The following is a 15120-nucleotide window of genomic DNA, read 5'->3' on the forward strand; positions in this document are numbered from 1 at the left end:
CCAAGATTGATCCGAGCAAGCCGAGGCTGAGTCCTGCGCCAACCAGTCTCTTAGTGCGTCCCGTCTTCAAGGAACCTACCTCCATGATGGTGTGATCGTGAGCGACCAGAGAATAACAACGCAATTCAAGTCACCCAAGTCGACATGGGTGCAGAAGTGACCTTTTCAAGTCTTACAAACATATTTGCACACGTCGATTGGCTCTATGCAGTGAGATTATCACATTTCCGTCCGACCTGACTCCCCGTGTCTCACACCCCCGCAGACCACCTCGACTCGCATAGGTGAAGGTGAATGCCCTGACGGGAGGAACCTAGCATGGATCAGCGGGGCGCCTCAACCCATGCAGGAACAATTGAGCCGGGGTCGGGAACGGGCCGGTGCGGGAAATGCACTTGACATAGGAAATGCACTCTTCCCTGGACAGCAGAGCGCCCCCAACAGGATTGGGGGCGCGACATACGGAAGGTGCCGAGCGATGCCGGCCGGTCCCCCGGCCGGCATCGGCTACGTCATGTCGTCGAAGCGGCTCTCCAGCGGCAGCGGCCGCGCCACGGGCTCGGGCGCCTCCACCGGCGACGGAGCGTCGACGCGGTCGGACACGCCCACCGGGACGCGCTCCTCCTCCAGCGGCGAGATCTGGTCGTCGTCGAGGTCGCCGTAAATCTCCTTACCGCGGCCCTTGCGCTTGTCGTTGATCGCCGCCACGCCGACCGCGAACAGATAGAGCACGACCATGCACGCCGCGAGCAGCGTCATGCCGAACGGGCCGGGGTCCGGCGTGGCGATCGCGGCGAACGCGAACGACAGGAACACCACGATCCGCCACCAGCTCATCAGGCGCCGCGCCGTGACCACGCCGGTGAAGTTCAGCATGAGCAGGACGAGCGGGAACTCGAACGCCGCGCCGAAGATCAGCAGCATGTTCGTCACGAAACCGACGTACGCGCCGACCTCCAGCTGCGTCGTCACGCCCAGGATGCCGGCTTCCTGGATGAACGCCAGGCTGTGCTTGACGACGAAGTAGGCCAGCGTGACGCCGCCGACGAACAGCGGGGCCGCGATGCTGACGAAGACGTACGCCCACTTGCGTTCGTGCCGGTGCAGGCCCGGGGCGATGAACGCCCACAGCTGGAACATCCAGACGGGTGAGCCGACGATCAGGCCGACCCACAGGGCGATCTTCAGCTTGACGATGAGCGGGTCGACGACGCCGAGCACGACGAAGTTGCAGACCCGCTCACCCTTGGAGTTGACGATCCAGGAGCTGTCCAGCGAGCAGTACGGCTCCCGCAGGATGTCGAAGACCCAGCCGGAGATGATGAAGCCGACGATGAGGCCGGCGACGATGCCGAGCGCCGCCCAGAAGAGCCGGTTACGCAGCTCCCGGACATGGTCGATCAGCGTCATCGAGCCGTCGGCGGCCTGCTGGAACTTGCTCGGCCCCTGACGGCGCAGGGAGATGGCCACGGTGCGTCAGCGGTCGTTGGTGCGCTGCACGGGGTCGACGTACGGCTGGGCCGGCGGCTGCTGCTGGTACGGCTGACCCGGCTGCTGGTACGGCTGACCCGGCTGGTGGTACGGCTGACCCGGCTGCTGCTGGTAGCCCTGCTGCCCGTAGCCCTGAGGGGCGGCGTTCGGCGGCAGCGGCTGGTGCGAGAACTGCGGCTCGGCCTTCTCGGCGACGTTGGTGTCGTCGTCCACGAGGCCCTTCGTCTCCGCCTTGATGATCCGCAGCGACCGGCCCAGGGACCGGGCGGCGTCCGGCAGGCGCTTCGCGCCGAACAGCAGCACGAGCACGACAACGAAGACGGCGATGTGCCATGGCTTGAGGGCGCCCATGGGGAACTCCAGTCGGTTGGATCAGGGTGCGTCAGGACGGTGCGGGGTCCATCGTACGTGTGGTTGTTGCGAGTGACCCCTGCCGGACCTGTTTGTTTGGCCGCCGGTCCGAGGAATTTTCGGACAACGCGCCGGGAACGCCGCACGCTACCACGGCAGCGCGGCACTCTGTGAGGAGTGTTTACCGTGGGAGGCGCCGCGTCCCGCCTTGATGATGGCGACCTGCTCCTCGGCGATGGTGGCCCGCTCCTGCAGCTCGGCCACCGACCGCTCCAGCGCGGCGGCGCCGGCCTGCAGCTTCTCGGCCTGCTCGCGGCGCAGCAGCAGCCGCCGCATCGCCCGGTCCAGCGCCGACAGCCGGCCCATCACGGCCATCACCGCCGCGCCGAGAATGACGAGCCCGAGCACCACGACGCCGATGACGATCCACAACACCATGGCGGACACTTTAGTGCCTGCCCTGCGGGCCAGGACGGCCTGCGCCGGGCCCAGCTTCCGCCTCGCGGCACGTGCCGGACGGCCGGATACAACCCCGGTATCCGACCGTCCGCCACGCTTGCGACGCGAAACCTCGACCTCGGCTCGGCGTCGCCCTGGACCGCAGGGCAGGCACTAGGCGTTACCGGTCGCGGGGGCCGCGTACTGGTCCAGGGCCAGCGCGGCCTGTTCGCGGATGCGCTCGACCAGCGCCGCCGGGCCGACGACCGTCACGTCGGACCCGAGGCCGAGCAGCAGGCGCTGCGCCCAGCCGAGGTCGGTCACGCGCATCGTCACGACCCACTCGTCGCCGTCGCGGCGGACCTCCTCGCACGGGTAGTACTCGGTGATCCAGCGGCTGCCGCGACCGACGCGGACGGTCACCAGCGGCAGGTCCTGGCTCGGGTGGAACACGCCGTCGGTCACGTCGTGCGGCACCGCGCGGGCCGGCGGGGCGGCCGGCTCGTCCAGCTCGGTGAACGCGTCGATGCGGTCGAGGCGGAACAGCCGGGTGCCCTCGGCGCGCCGGCACCAGGCCTCCAGGTACGCGCGGTTGCCGACCATCAGCACGCGCATCGGGTCGACGATGCGCTCGGTGGTCTCGTCCCGCGCGGGCGTGTAATAGGTGATGCGCATGGCGTGGCGGCGCTCGACGATCCCGCGGATGGCGTCCACGCGCTGCGTGTTCGCTGGCAGGCGGACGGCCACCGGCGCGTCGGCGAGGTCCCCGGCGGCGTTCTCGATCTTCGCGAGGGCCCGCTCGATCGCGTCGCGGGACCCGATGCCGGGGGTCTCCGCCAGCATCCGCAGCGCCACCACCAGCGCGAGCGCCTCGTCCGGGTTGAGCCGCAGCGGCCGGTCGATGCCCGCGTCGTAGGTGATCGTCACCCGGTCCCCGTCGAGCGCCATGTCGATCAGGTCGCCGGGCCCGTACCCGGGCAGCCCGCAGACCCACAGCAGCTCCAGGTCCTCACGCAGCTGGCGCTCGCTGATCCGGAAGTCGGCGGCGGCCTCGGCCACCGCGATGCCGGGGCGGGCCAGCAGGTACGGCACGAGGTTGAGCAGCCGTCCCAGCCGGTCGGCGGAGGCGCGGCCCGCGGGGGTGCGCTGCTGCGGCATCACGACACCGCTCCCGCGGCGGCCGGCTCGTGCCGGGCGACGACCTCCTTGAGCTGCTGGATGACGGCCTCGCGCAGCTCCGGCGGGGCGTCGGCGCGCACGTCGGCGCCGTACCCGACCAGCCGCGAGGCCAGCCACTCGACGTCGGAATACGGGATCGTCAGCCGGTCGCCGTCGGGCCCGGGCACGGTCTCGACGGCCAGCCGCCGCAGCCCCGCGGCCCGCCCGGGACGCACCCGCACGGTGGCGCGGCCGGTGCGTTCCGTCGGGCCCGACCAGCGGGCGACGTGGCTGATCAGGTCGACGTCCGCGGGCGGCGTGTACGCGCCCTCCGGACCCACGGCGCGCACCGAGCCGACGATGCGGGACAGGCGGAAGCAGCGGGTGGCGTCCCGGTCGCGGTCGTGCCCGACGACGTACCAGCGGCCCTGCCAGCACACCACGCCCCACGGCTGCAGGCGGCGGGTGGACGGCTCGTCCACCTCCGGTACGCGATAGGAGAACGTCACCGCGCGCCGGGCCCGCGCCGCGGCGGTCAGCGGCCCGAACGCCGGGTCGACGGTCACCACCGGCTCGACCCCGAGCGTGGCCTGCGGATCCACCTCGACCCCGGCGGCGCGCAGCTTCGCCAGCCCGGACGACGCGGCGGCCGCGAGACCGGCGTGCTGCCACAGCCGCGCGGCGATGCCCACCGCGGCGGCCTCGTCGGGCTCGAGCGGGATGTCGGGCAGCGCGTACTCGCGGTGGGCGATCCGGTAGCCATGCTCGGTGTCGAAGGCGCTCGCCAGCCCGGTCTCCAGCGGCACACCCAGCTCGCGCAGCTCCGCCTTGTCGCGTTCGAACTTGCGCTGGAACGCCTCGTGGTCGCGCGGATCCTCCGGGTCGTGCTCGTACCCGGGCACGGTCGCGGCGATCTGCGCGGCGGTCAGGAACCGTCGCGTGGACAGCAGACAGATCACCAGGTTCACCAGGCGCTCGGTACGGGTCCGCGACACGACCGAAACGCTAGCAGCCCAGCGCGGATGTGGCGGCATCCGCGGGCCGCGGGCGGTTATCTGTATCCGACAAGGGGAAGTCTGCTCGCGTGACCGAAACCCCCCGCACCGACGTCTCCCGGGACGACCCCGACGCCGCACCCGTGGGCCTGGCCGCCGCGGCCGCGCTGCCGGCACCCGCCGAACCGGGTGACGGGGGCGGCCCGGAGAACGAGAGCGTCGGCACCGTCATCGTGGCCGGGCTGGCCAACCTGGTGATCGCCGCCGCCAAGTTCGTCGCCGGTCTGATCTCCGGCTCCGCCGCGATGCTCTCGGAGGCCGCGCACTCGCTGGCCGACACGGTCACCGAGGTGTTCCTGTTCGTCGCCCTGCGCCGCGGCGGCAAGCCCGCCGACGAGGAACACCCCTTCGGGTACGGCAAGGAAAGCTTCGTCTGGGCGTTCATCGCCGCGCTGTTCACGTTCATCGGCGGCGCCGGGTTCTCGATCTACCACGGCGTGACGACGATCCTCAGCGGCGAGCACAGCGGCCACTACCTGATCTCGTACATCGTGCTGGCGGTCTCGTTCGTCGCCGAGGGCACCTCCTGGCTGAAGGCGCAGCGGCAGGTGAAGGGGGAATCGGAGCGCTGGGGCATCAGCAAGCGCCGCTTCCTGCGGCTCACCTCCGACACCACCGTCAAGGCCGTCTACTTCGAGGACTCCGCGGCGCTGATCGGCCTGCTGCTCGCCGCCGGCGGCATCGGGCTGGCGCAGCTGACCGGCTCCGAGACCTGGGACGGCATCGCCTCCATCCTCATCGGCCTGCTGCTGCTCGTGGTCGCCACGGTGCTGGCCCGGGCCAACGTGTCGCTGCTGGTCGGCCGCGCGGTGCCGCGCCGCATGCACAACCAGATCGCCGACGACCTCGCCTCGCTCGACGTGGTCACGGCCGTGCCGACGCTGCTGACCATGCAGCTGGGCCCCGGCGAGATCCTCGTCGCGGCGAAGGTCGACTTCGAGGACCACATCACCGGCGGCCAGATCGAGGAGGCCTCCGACGAGGCCGAACGGCGGCTGCGGGCCCGCTACCCGGGCATCCGCTACGTCTTCCTCGACCCGACGCGCGGACGGGCGGGCCTCAACCACCGCGACGGCGGGGTGGACATATAGGGTCGCCGCCATGGTGCGCTGGCGGTCGGGAATTGTCTCTTCGGTACGACGACAGTGGCGCGGAGCCGTCGAGCTGGAGGTCGCCACCGACGACGGCCCGCTGAAGGCGCTCGCGTACCCCGAACTGACCGGGGCACCGGAGCCCGGCGACCGGGTCCTGCTCAACGTGGGCGCGCTCGTCATGGGCCTCGGCACCGGCGGGTACGCGCTGGTGGTGGCCCTGCCTGACCGCCTGCCCCCGGACCCGGCCGGCGACGCCACCTCCCGCGACGCCGGCCACCTCGTCAAGGCCCGCTACACGCCGCTGCAGGCCATCCGGCTGGGCGTCGACGAGGAAGCCTCCCCGCACCGCGAGGTGATGGCCGCCGCCGAGACCCTCGAGGACATGCCTGTGGTCACGGCGGACCTGCATTCCGCGCTGCCGGCCGTCCTGGCCGGCATCCACGCCGACCGCCCCGACGCGAAGGTCGCGTACGTGATGACCGACGGCGGCGCACTGCCGGCCTGGTTCTCCCGCACCTTGGACGGCCTGCGCGACCACCTCGCCGGCACGGTCACCACCGGCCAGGCGTTCGGCGGCGACCTGGAGGCGAGCACGGTCCACACCGGGCTGCTCGCGGCCCGGCACGTCCTGCACGCCGACGTGGCGATCGTCGCCCAAGGCCCCGGCAACCTCGGCACGGGCACCACCTGGGGCTTCTCCGGCGTGGCCCTCGGCGAGGCGGTCAACGCGGTCGTCGCGCTCGGCGGCCGCCCGGTGGGCTCCCTGCGCATCTCCGACGCCGACGCCCGTCCCCGCCACCGCGGCCTGTCCCACCACAGCCTCACCGCGTACGGGAAGGTCGCGCTCGTCCCCGCCGACCTGCCGGTCCCCGACGACCTGGCGGCGGACCTGGCGAAGGAGGTCACCGACGCGCTCGCGCCGCTGGCGACGCTGCACCGCATCGTGGAGGTCGCCACGCACGGCCTCGACGCGGCGCTGCTGGAAAGCCCGGTGAAGCTGTCGACCATGGGCCGCGGCCTGGCGGAGGATCACGCCTACTTCGTGTCCGCCGCGGTGGCGGGCCGGCACGCGGCGTCACTGCTCGCCGTCTGACCCCGCGCCGGCTCTCTCGCTCACCGGCCCACCGGCTCGCTGGGCCCGCCGGCGCGGCGGTCCGCCGGCCGCGGTCAGGACGAGAAGATCAGCCAGGCCCAGGCGAGCAACATCGCGGCGACGGCCACCGCCATCACCCACGTGGGGACGAGGTGGTCGCCCTTGCGGTTGCGGGCGATCTCGCTGCGGATCCGCTCGCGGCGGCGTCCGGCGCGCGCCCGCAGGATGTCGTCGAGGCTGCGCCGCGACTTGTCCGGGGACGGCGGCTGGCCGGGCTCGTGCGTCGTCATGGCCCGACCAGCCTAGCCCCTGTCACATGCTGGCGATGAGGCGCTCGACCCGTTCGTCGTACGCCCGGAACGGGTCCTTGCACAGCACCGTGCGCTGCGCCTGGTCGTTCAGCTTGAGGTGCACCCAGTCGACGGTGAAGTCGCGGCGCTTCTCCTGGGCGTGCCGGATGAACTCGCCACGCAGCCGCGCGCGCGTGGTCTGCGGCGGCGTCTCCTTGGCCTCGAAGATTTCGAGATCGTTGGAGATGCGGTCGACCTGCTTGCGCTTCTCCATCAGCGCGTACAGGCCGCGGCCGCGGCGCACGTCGTGGTAGGCCAGGTCCAGCTGGGCGATCCTCGGGTGCGACATCGGGATCTCGTGCTTGGCCTGGTAGCGCTCGATCAGCTTGTACTTCGACACCCAGTCGATCTCGCGGGAGACCGGGTCGAGGTCGCCGCTCTCGATCGCCGACAGCACCCGGCCCCACAGCTCGACGACCCGCTTCGCGGTCTGGTCGCCGCCGCGGCGCTCGACGAACTCGGTCGCCTTCGCCAGGTACTCCTGCTGGATCTCGAGGGCGCTGACCTCCTTGTTGTTCGCCAGCCGGATCTTGCGGCGGCCGGTGACGTCGTGGCTGACCTCCCGGATCGCCCGGATCGGGTTCTCCAGCGACAGGTCGCGCATGACCACGCCGGCCTCGATCATCCGCAGCACGATGTCGGCGCTGCCGACCTTGAGCAGCGTGGTGACCTCGTTCATGTTGGAGTCGCCGACGATGACGTGCAGGCGCCGGTAGCGCTCGGCGTCGGCGTGCGGCTCGTCGCGGGTGTTGATGATCGGCCGGCTGCGGGTGGTGGCGCTGGAGACGCCCTCCCAGATGTGCTCGGCACGCTGCGAGAGGCAGAACACCGCACCCCGCGGCGTCTGCAGGACCTTGCCGGCGCCGCAGATCAGCTGCCGGGTCACCAGGAACGGGATGAGGACGTCGGCGAGCCGGCCGAACTCTCCGTGGCGCGACACGAGGTAGTTCTCGTGGCACCCGTACGAGTTGCCGGCCGAGTCGGTGTTGTTCTTGAACAGGTAGATCTCCCCGGCGATCCCCTCGTCGTGCAGCCGCTTCTCGGCGTCGACGAGCAGGCCTTCCAGGATGCGCTCACCGGCACGGTCGTGGGCGACGAGATCGGTGACGCTGTCGCACTCGGGGGTCGCGTACTCAGGGTGGGAACCGACGTCGAGGTAGAGGCGGGCACCGTTGCGGAGGAAGACGTTGCTGCTGCGTCCCCAGGACACCACTCGGCGGAACAGGTAGCGGGCCACCTCGTCCGGAGACAGCCGCCGCTGCCCCCGGTAGGTGCACGTGACTCCGTACTCGGTTTCGAGGCCGAAAATTCGCCGTTCCATGTCGAAACACTAGCCGCAGAACGGCATGGAACGGCAGTGACAACGCGCCCTTTCACCGCAGCACTGCGTGGTATTCCCTGGCCACAGGCCCGCCACCTGCGGATACACTGCCGACTTGATGAATCTTCTGATCACCGGCGGTGCCGGCTTCATCGGGTCCAGCTTCGCCCGCGGCGTCCTCCGCGACGAACTGCCGGGCCTGGAGGGCGCGCGGGTCACGGTCCTCGACAAGCTCACGTACGCCGGGAACTTCGCCAACCTCGGTCCCGTGGCGGAGAGCAAGCGCCTCGACTTCGTCCCCGGTGACATCTGCGACGCGGCTCTCGTCGACTCGGTGCTCAGGAAGCACGACCACGTCGTCCACTTCGCGGCGGAATCCCACGTCGACCGCTCGATCCAGGAGGCGTCCGAGTTCGCCACGACCAACGTGGTGGGCACCCAGGTCCTGCTCGACGCGGCCCGCCGGCACGGCGTGGAGAGGTTCGTGCACGTGTCGACGGACGAGGTCTACGGCTCCATCGAGTCGGGTTCCTGGACGGAGACGGCCCCGCTCGCCCCCAACTCTCCGTACGCGGCGACCAAGGCGGGCGCGGATCTGCTCGCGCTGGCATATCACCGTACGCACGGGCTGCCCGTGACGGTTACCCGCTGTGCGAACAATTACGGCCCGTACCAGCACCCGGAGAAGCTCATCCCCCGCTTCGTCACCAACCTGCTGGAGGGCCGCCCGGTCCCCCTCTACGGCGACGGCAACCAGGCCCGGGACTGGATCCACGTCACCGACCACTGCCGCGGCACGGCGCTCGTCCTGCAGGCGGGCCGGCCCGGCGAGATCTACCACATCGGCGGCAACGAGGAACTGACCAACCGCGACCTGACAGGCCTGCTGCTGGAGGCCTGCGACACCGGCTGGGACCGGGTCCAGCACGTCGAGGACCGCAAGGGCCACGACCGCCGGTACGCCCTCGACGACACGAAGATCCGCGACGAACTCGGCTACCGGCCGCAGGTGGACTTCCGGGCGGGGCTGGCGGAGACGATCCAGTGGTACCGCGACAACGCGGACTGGTGGCGCCCCCTGGTCATCGACTGACCGTGCAGCGCGAGGTGCCGGCAGCCCCAGGCCCGCGTCTCTGACGCAACCGGCCGGTCCGGCGCCGGCTCGGCGCACTTGGCCGGCTCGGCGCGCTCCGGCCGGTGGGGTGCCGGCTCGGCGCGCTCAGGTCGGTCCGGCGCAAGCTCGGCGCGCTCAGGTCGGTCCGGCGCAAGCTCGGCGCGCTCAGGTCGGTCCGGCGCAAGCTCGGCGCGCTCAGGTCGGTCCGGCGCAAGCTCGGCGCGCTCAGGTCGGTCCGGCGCAAGCTCGGCGCGCTCAGGTCGGTCCGGCGCAAGCTCGGCGCGCTCAGGTCGGTCCGGCGCAAGCTCGGCGCGCTCAGGTCGGTCCGGCGCAAGCTCGGCGCGCCGCGCTCCGGTCGCCCCACAGCGACCGACAACGCTGCGTCCGATCACCGCCAGCACATCGACCCGGCAGCGGCCAGGCTCAGAGTCATGAACAACGAACTTGACGGCAAGGTAGCCCTGGTCACCGGCGGAGGCCGCGGCATCGGCGCCGCGGTGGCGCTCCGCCTGGCCGAGGACGGCGCCGACGTGGCACTCACCTTCCAGCACGATCAGCAGAGCGCCGACGACCTCGTGGACCGGATCAAGGCCACGGGAACCCGCGCGATCGCCATCCGGGCGGACAGCGCCGACCCGGCCGCGGTGGTCGCCGCCGTCGACCGGGCCGCGGGTGAACTGGGCCGGCTCGACATCCTGGTCAACAACGCCGGCGCGTTCCTCCTGGGACCGGTCGAGCAGCTGACCCGCGAGGACCTGGAACAGACCATCGCCGTCAACATCCGCGCACCCTTCGTCGCCTCCCAGGCCGCCGTGCCCCGCATGCCGGCCGGCGGCCGGATCATCAACATCGGCAGCAACATGGCCGAGCGGGCGGTCTTCCCCGGCTTCTCCCTGTACGCGATGAGCAAGACGGCGCTGACCGGCCTGACCAAGGGACTCGGACGCGAACTCGGCGGCCGCGGCATCACGGTCAACCTGGTCAACCCGGGCCCCACCGACACCGAGCTGAACCCGGCCGACGGCCCGAACGCCGACACGATCAGCGGCTTGACGGCCCTCGGGCATTACGCCGCACCGGCCGACATAGCCGCTGCCGTGGCCTTCCTGGCGGGCCCGGACGGCCGCTACATCACAGGAGCCACGATCAACGTGGACGGCGGCTTCACCATCTGACCCGAACCCCGGGCACGCCCGAAGCGGCCCATACAACGCGGCCCGCCCAACGCCGCCCGAAGCGGCCCATACAACGCGGCCCGAAGCGGCCGCCCGACGCGGGCCGAGGCAGCCCGTCCGACGAGGGCCGTCGCAGTCCGCCCAACGCGCGGGCGGAGGCGGCTCGCCCGACGCAGGCCGAAGCAGTCCGCCCAACGCGCGGACGGAAGCGGCCCGTCCGACGCGGACCGAAGCGGCCCCGAACGGCACAGCCGTAAGCAACCTCGCACAGCGCGGGCGAAGGCGCCCCGCGCCCGGAGCGCTCCCTGGCCGCACCGACCCGGCGCGGCCCCGGCTCCGGGCCGGGGTCCGCGCCGATCGGTTCGTCAGGACTTGTCGTCGGCGCCGTCCTCGGGCGCGCCCTCCGTGTCCACCGACGCGGCCGACACGGTCGGCTTCTCCTCGCCCGGTGCGGGCGGCGCGGAGTCGCCCTGGGCCGGCGCCGAGTCGTCCGCCGGCTGGTCCTTGCCGCCGGCCAGCAGGGACTCCAGCGCGGCGCCGCTGATGCGGCGGAACGTGCGGCCCTTGCGGCGGCGGTCCAGGACCGCGACCTCGAGGCGGGACGCGTCCAGCTCGCGCTCGGCGCCGTTCTCGCCGCCGACCGTGCCGAGGCCCTTGACCGCCAGCGCCAGCGCCGAGGCCAGGTCCGCGGTCACGTCGTGGCGTTCCTTGAGGACGGTGGAGATGGCCTCGGCCGAGCCGCCCATCGCCATGAAGCCGGGCTCGTCCATGACCGAGCCGTCGTACGTGATCCGGTACAGCTCGTCCGTCTCCGGCGAGGAGCCGACCTGCGCCACGCAGATCTCCACCTCGTACGGCTTCTGCGTCTCCGAGAAGATCGCGCCGAGCGTCTGCGTGTAGGCGTTGGCCAGCGCACGGCCCGTCACGTCGCGACGGTCGAACTGCAGGCCGTTGATGTCGGCCATGCGCACGCCGGCGCGGCGCAGGCTCTCGAACTCGTTGTACCGGCCGACGGCCGCGAACCCGATCCTGTCGTACAGCTCGCTGATCTTGCGCAGCGAGGTGAGGTTCTCGGCGACCAGCAGGATGCCGCCCTCGTACGTGAGCACGACGGCGGAGCGGCCGCGGGCGATGCCCTTGCGGGCGTACTCCGAGCGGTCCCGCTGGACCTGCTCGGGTGAGGCGTAGAACTGCATGGCCACGGGTGGCTACTCCTTCGATGACCGGATGTCGTGGACCAGGGGTCGGCGGCCCCGGCGGGCGCGCCGACGGCCAGGGGGTGCGGCGGAACCGCGCGGGTCAGCCGCCCGGGTTCTCCATCCGTCCGGCGACCACTGCCTCGGCCACCGTGGTGATCTCGGCCTCGGTGAGCCGGTGCGTGCCGTCCGCCGTCGCGGTCATCACGACCGGGTAGATCTTGCGCGTCACGTCGGGACCGCCGGTCGCCGTGTCGTCGTCCGCGGCGTCGTAGAGCGCCTCGACCGCGAGCCGGATGGCGTCCTGCGTGCCGACGCCCGCCCGGTACTTCTTCTTCAGCGCGGACTTGGCGAACAGTGAGCCGGAGCCGATCGCGTCGTAGCCGGTCTCCTCGTAGAGCCCGCCCGCGACGTCGAAGCTGAAGATGCGCCCCGCCCGGCCCGGATCGGCCGGCGCCAGGTCGTACCCGGCGAAGAGCGGAACCACGGCCAGGCCCTGCATGGCCGCGCCGAGGTTGCCGCGCACCATCGACGCCAGCCGGTTGGCCTTACCGTCGAGGGAGAGCATCGTCCCCTCGATCTTCTCGTAATGCTCGAGCTCCACCTGGAACAGCCGCATCAGCTCGATGCCGATGCCGGCGGTGCCGGCAATGCCGATCAGCGAGTACGGGTCGGCCGGGTGCACCTTCTCGATGTCCCGGCTGGCGATGAGGTTTCCCATGGTGGCGCGCCGGTCACCGGCCATCACGACACCCTCGGCGGTGGCGATGGCGACGATCGTGGTGGCGTGCGGCGCGATGTCGGCCGACAGCCCCGGCGGCAACGGCCGGCGTCCCGGCAGGAGCTCGGGGGCGGCCTGGGTCAGGAACTGCGTGAAGGATGACGTCCCCGCGTTGGTGAACACATCTGGAAGACGCCCGGATGGATCAAAACCCGCTGCCACGTGGTTCCTTTCGCAAGCATGAAGACGATGGCAGGGATTGGCGGACCGTCCCGCGGCCACCCCGTGCCGCCGTCGCAGTTGAAGCACAATATCTCGCGCGCCGGACCGACGCGATGATCGTGATCGAGGTGTCGGTCCGGCGTCGCTAAAGTCCGATTTGACCCTTAGGCCCTATTCTCCGCCTTTTTGTACATACCCGCGCACGAACTCCTCGGCGTTCTCCTCCAGGACGGAGTCGATCTCGTCGAGCAGGTCGTCGACGTCCTCGGTGATCTCGGCGTGCCGCTCGGCTACCTCCGGGTTGGCCTCGGTGGTGACGTCCTCGATCTCCTCGTCGCGCTTGCCCTTGCCGGACTGCGACTGACCGCCGGTGTCTCGCGTTGCCATCCCTGTCCCCCTTCAAGACCCAACTGGTTCGGGTTGGGAAAAACCTACCTCGCGGGTACGACGAAAACGCCCGCGCGGCCCCGTGTTTCTCTGCCGGCGAAGCCGCACGGCCGCAACGCCCGCATGGCCCGCTCAGCCCTGCCTGAGAGCCCACGGCCGCAACGCCCGCGCGCCTCGCTCAGCCCTGCCTGCGAGGCCCACGGCCGCAACGCCCGCGGGCCCCCACAGGCCCTGCCGGCGAGGCCGCACGAACCGCTCAGCGGCTCGTGATCACCTCGAGCAGGTCCTTGGCCGTGTCGCACTTGTCGAACAGGGCGCCGACGTGCTTCCTGGTGCCCCGCTCGGGTTCCATCATCGGTACCCGGACGAGGGACTCGCGGCCGACGTCGAAGATGACCGAGTCCCAGCTGGCCGCGACCACTTCGGACGCGTACCGGGCGAGGCACTGGCCGCGGAAGTACGCCCGGGTGTCCTCGGGCGGCTCCACCATCGCGCGACGGGTCTCCTCGGGGTCGAGGAGGGTCTTCATCGAGCCCCGGGCCACCAGGCGGTGGTAGAGACCCTTCTCCGGACGGACGTCGGAGTACTGGAGGTCGACCAGCTGGAGCTTCGGTGAGGACCAGGCGAGGTTCTCGCGGTCCCGGTAGCCCTCGAGCAGGCGCAGCTTGGCGACCCAGTCGAGCTGGTCGGAGCAGGACATTGGGTCGTCGCCGAGCCTGGTGAGGATGTCCTCCCAGCGGCGCAGGACGTCGACGGTCTGCTCGTCGGCGTCGTCGCCGTAGCGCTCGTCGACGAAGGCCTTGGCGCGCTCGTAGTACGCCCACTGCAGGTCGAGCGCGGTGAGCCGGCGGCCGTCGCGCAGGCGCATGAGGTGCTTGAGCGAGGGGTCGTGGCTGACCGCCTTCAGTTCGGAGACGGGGTCGGCCACGCCGAGATCGCCGCTGAAGACCTTCTCCTCGATCATGTTGAGGATCAGGGCGGTGGTACCCATCTTCAGGTACGTCGAGATCTCGGAGAGGTTCGCGTCGCCGATGATGACGTGCAGGCGGCGGTACTTGTCGGCGTCGGAGTGCGGCTCGTCGCGGGTGTTGATGATGGGCCGCTTGAGGGTGGTCTCGAGGCCGACCTCCACCTCGAAGAAGTCGGCGCGCGACGAGATCTGGAAGCCGGAGCCGGAGCCGTCCTGGCCGATGCCGACGCGGCCGGCGCCGACGACGATCTGCCGGGTCACGAAGAACGGCGTCAGGTGGGCCACGATGTCCGCGAACGGGGTCTGCCGGCGCATGAGGTAGTTCTCGTGCGAGCCGTACGAGGCGCCCTTGTTGTCGGTGTTGTTCTTGTAGAGCTGGATGCGGTGGGTGCCGGGGATGGTCGCGGCACGCCGGGACGCCTCCGCCATGACACGCTCGCCGGCCTTGTCCCAGCGGACGATGTCGAGCGGGTTGGTGCATTCGGGGGTGCTGTACTCGGGGTGGGCGTGGTCGACGTAGAGCCGCGCGCCGTTGGTCAGTATCACGTTGGCGAGGCCGAGGTCCTCGTCGGCGAGCGCGTCCGCCGGGTCGTACGCGGCCCCGGAGTACGTGAAGCCGCGGGCGTCGCGCAGCGGCGACTCCTCCTCGTAGTCCCAGCGGGCGCGGCCACCCCGGTTGAGCTCGGGCCGGGCGCCGTAGGCGTTGACGACCTGGGAGGACGTGACCATCGGGTTGGCGCCGGGCTGCCCGGGCACGGAAATGCCGTACTCGACCTCGGTGCCCATAATCCGCCGAACGCTCATGCGACCACTCCGCCCGCTGTGCTGCCGTTGCCCATGTATCGAGCCTAGACGCTCCGGTGTCGGTTATCGCCCCGGGCCGTACCCGGGGAAGCACTCTGAGTAGAGACAGCGCGGGCGGGGGGGGGAGCCCTCCGCCCGCGCCCCCGGAGCCGGCTACAGGTATTGACCGGGGTTGCTGGC

Annotated in this window: 15 protein-coding genes and 1 pseudogene; 4 read left to right on the plus strand and 12 right to left on the minus strand. The window is 71.0% G+C overall.

Annotated elements, in window-relative coordinates; genetic code table 11:
• Positions 1-507: 507 nt before the first annotated feature.
• From tatC to IT780_RS19355, 5 genes are all read right to left on the minus strand, one after another.
• A complete protein-coding gene (tatC, locus tag IT780_RS19335; protein WP_199512986.1) occupies positions 508-1470 on the minus strand; it encodes a twin-arginine translocase subunit TatC in 963 nt (320 codons plus the stop codon).
• Between the two features lie 6 nt (positions 1471-1476).
• Entirely contained in the window at positions 1477-1842 is a 366-nt protein-coding gene (gene tatA / locus IT780_RS19340) for a Sec-independent protein translocase subunit TatA (protein WP_199512987.1), read from the minus strand.
• Between the two features lie 147 nt (positions 1843-1989).
• Positions 1990-2280: a hypothetical protein gene (locus IT780_RS19345; protein WP_199512988.1), complete on the minus strand. Its 291-nt coding sequence runs from the start codon at positions 2278-2280 to the stop codon at positions 1990-1992.
• Positions 2281-2454: 174 nt separating this feature from the next.
• Positions 2455-3438: a helix-turn-helix transcriptional regulator gene (locus tag IT780_RS19350; RefSeq protein WP_199512989.1), complete on the minus strand. Its 984-nt coding sequence runs from the start codon at positions 3436-3438 to the stop codon at positions 2455-2457.
• Entirely contained in the window at positions 3438-4433 is a 996-nt protein-coding gene (locus IT780_RS19355) for a helix-turn-helix transcriptional regulator (RefSeq protein ID WP_199512990.1), read from the minus strand. The genes IT780_RS19350 and IT780_RS19355 overlap by 1 nt, the downstream gene beginning before the upstream one ends.
• Before the next feature lie 167 nt (positions 4434-4600).
• On the opposite strand from IT780_RS19355, the gene IT780_RS19360 reads away from it, so the two are divergent.
• Both IT780_RS19360 and IT780_RS19365 read left to right on the plus strand, forming a co-directional pair.
• A complete protein-coding gene (locus IT780_RS19360; RefSeq protein WP_199513108.1) occupies positions 4601-5584 on the plus strand; it encodes a cation diffusion facilitator family transporter in 984 nt (327 codons plus the stop codon).
• A gap of 10 nt (positions 5585-5594) precedes the next feature.
• Positions 5595-6680, plus strand: coding sequence for a DUF3866 family protein (locus IT780_RS19365; RefSeq protein WP_199512991.1), 1086 nt, complete (start codon positions 5595-5597; stop codon positions 6678-6680).
• Between the two features lie 74 nt (positions 6681-6754).
• Here IT780_RS19365 and IT780_RS19370 read toward each other — a convergent pair whose 3' ends face one another.
• Positions 6755-6970 carry a hypothetical protein gene (locus IT780_RS19370; protein WP_199513121.1) on the minus strand — a complete coding sequence of 72 codons (216 nt, stop codon included), beginning with the start codon at positions 6968-6970 and terminating at the stop codon, positions 6755-6757.
• Between the two features lie 22 nt (positions 6971-6992).
• Positions 6993-8351, minus strand: coding sequence for a Pup--protein ligase (gene pafA / locus IT780_RS19375; RefSeq protein WP_199512992.1), 1359 nt, complete (start codon positions 8349-8351; stop codon positions 6993-6995).
• A gap of 118 nt (positions 8352-8469) precedes the next feature.
• Between pafA and rfbB the strand changes: the two genes are divergently transcribed.
• Positions 8470-9444, plus strand: a complete 975-nt coding sequence (gene rfbB / locus IT780_RS19380; protein ID WP_199512993.1) for a dTDP-glucose 4,6-dehydratase — start codon at positions 8470-8472, stop codon at positions 9442-9444.
• 452 nt (positions 9445-9896) lie between these two features.
• Positions 9897-10640, plus strand: coding sequence for an SDR family NAD(P)-dependent oxidoreductase (locus tag IT780_RS19385; RefSeq protein WP_199513109.1), 744 nt, complete (start codon positions 9897-9899; stop codon positions 10638-10640).
• Between the two features lie 365 nt (positions 10641-11005).
• Here the strand turns inward: IT780_RS19385 and prcA are convergent, their stop codons facing one another.
• From prcA to dop, 5 genes and pseudogenes are all read right to left on the minus strand, one after another.
• Positions 11006-11842, minus strand: a complete 837-nt coding sequence (gene prcA / locus IT780_RS19390; protein WP_199512994.1) for a proteasome subunit alpha — start codon at positions 11840-11842, stop codon at positions 11006-11008.
• A 97-nt stretch (positions 11843-11939) separates the two neighbouring features.
• Positions 11940-12779 carry a proteasome subunit beta gene (gene prcB / locus IT780_RS19395; RefSeq protein ID WP_199512995.1) on the minus strand — a complete coding sequence of 280 codons (840 nt, stop codon included), beginning with the start codon at positions 12777-12779 and terminating at the stop codon, positions 11940-11942.
• Positions 12698-12877: pseudogene (locus IT780_RS19400) on the minus strand (endonuclease VII domain-containing protein); the annotation flags it as partial. The gene prcB and the pseudogene IT780_RS19400, both read right to left, overlap by 82 nt.
• A gap of 73 nt (positions 12878-12950) precedes the next feature.
• Entirely contained in the window at positions 12951-13166 is a 216-nt protein-coding gene (locus IT780_RS19405; RefSeq protein ID WP_023364349.1) for a ubiquitin-like protein Pup, read from the minus strand.
• 256 nt (positions 13167-13422) lie between these two features.
• Positions 13423-14940: a depupylase/deamidase Dop gene (gene dop / locus IT780_RS19410; RefSeq protein ID WP_372443729.1), complete on the minus strand. Its 1518-nt coding sequence runs from the start codon at positions 14938-14940 to the stop codon at positions 13423-13425.
• Between the last annotated feature and the right edge of the window lie 180 nt (positions 14941-15120).

This window comes from Nucisporomicrobium flavum (assembly GCF_016464385.1).
Taxonomy (GTDB): Bacteria; Actinomycetota; Actinomycetes; order Mycobacteriales; family Micromonosporaceae; genus Actinoplanes; species Actinoplanes flavus_A.

What these genes read in the sequence shown, in the direction of transcription:
- tatA (WP_199512987.1), bottom strand. Translation starts at nt 1,842, where the DNA reads ATGGGCGCCCTCAAGCCATGGCACATCGCCGTCTTCGTTGTCGTGCTC.
- IT780_RS19345 (WP_199512988.1), bottom strand. Translation starts at nt 2,280, where the DNA reads ATGGTGTTGTGGATCGTCATCGGCGTCGTGGTGCTCGGGCTCGTCATT.
- IT780_RS19350 (WP_199512989.1), bottom strand. Translation starts at nt 3,438, where the DNA reads ATGCCGCAGCAGCGCACCCCCGCGGGCCGCGCCTCCGCCGACCGGCTG.
- IT780_RS19365 (WP_199512991.1), top strand. Translation starts at nt 5,595, where the DNA reads ATGGTGCGCTGGCGGTCGGGAATTGTCTCTTCGGTACGACGACAGTGG.
- IT780_RS19370 (WP_199513121.1), bottom strand. Translation starts at nt 6,970, where the DNA reads ATGACGACGCACGAGCCCGGCCAGCCGCCGTCCCCGGACAAGTCGCGG.
- pafA (WP_199512992.1), bottom strand. Translation starts at nt 8,351, where the DNA reads ATGGAACGGCGAATTTTCGGCCTCGAAACCGAGTACGGAGTCACGTGC.
- rfbB (WP_199512993.1), top strand. Translation starts at nt 8,470, where the DNA reads ATGAATCTTCTGATCACCGGCGGTGCCGGCTTCATCGGGTCCAGCTTC.
- IT780_RS19385 (WP_199513109.1), top strand. Translation starts at nt 9,897, where the DNA reads ATGAACAACGAACTTGACGGCAAGGTAGCCCTGGTCACCGGCGGAGGC.
- IT780_RS19405 (WP_023364349.1), bottom strand. Translation starts at nt 13,166, where the DNA reads ATGGCAACGCGAGACACCGGCGGTCAGTCGCAGTCCGGCAAGGGCAAG.
- dop (WP_372443729.1), bottom strand. Translation starts at nt 14,940, where the DNA reads ATGAGCGTTCGGCGGATTATGGGCACCGAGGTCGAGTACGGCATTTCC.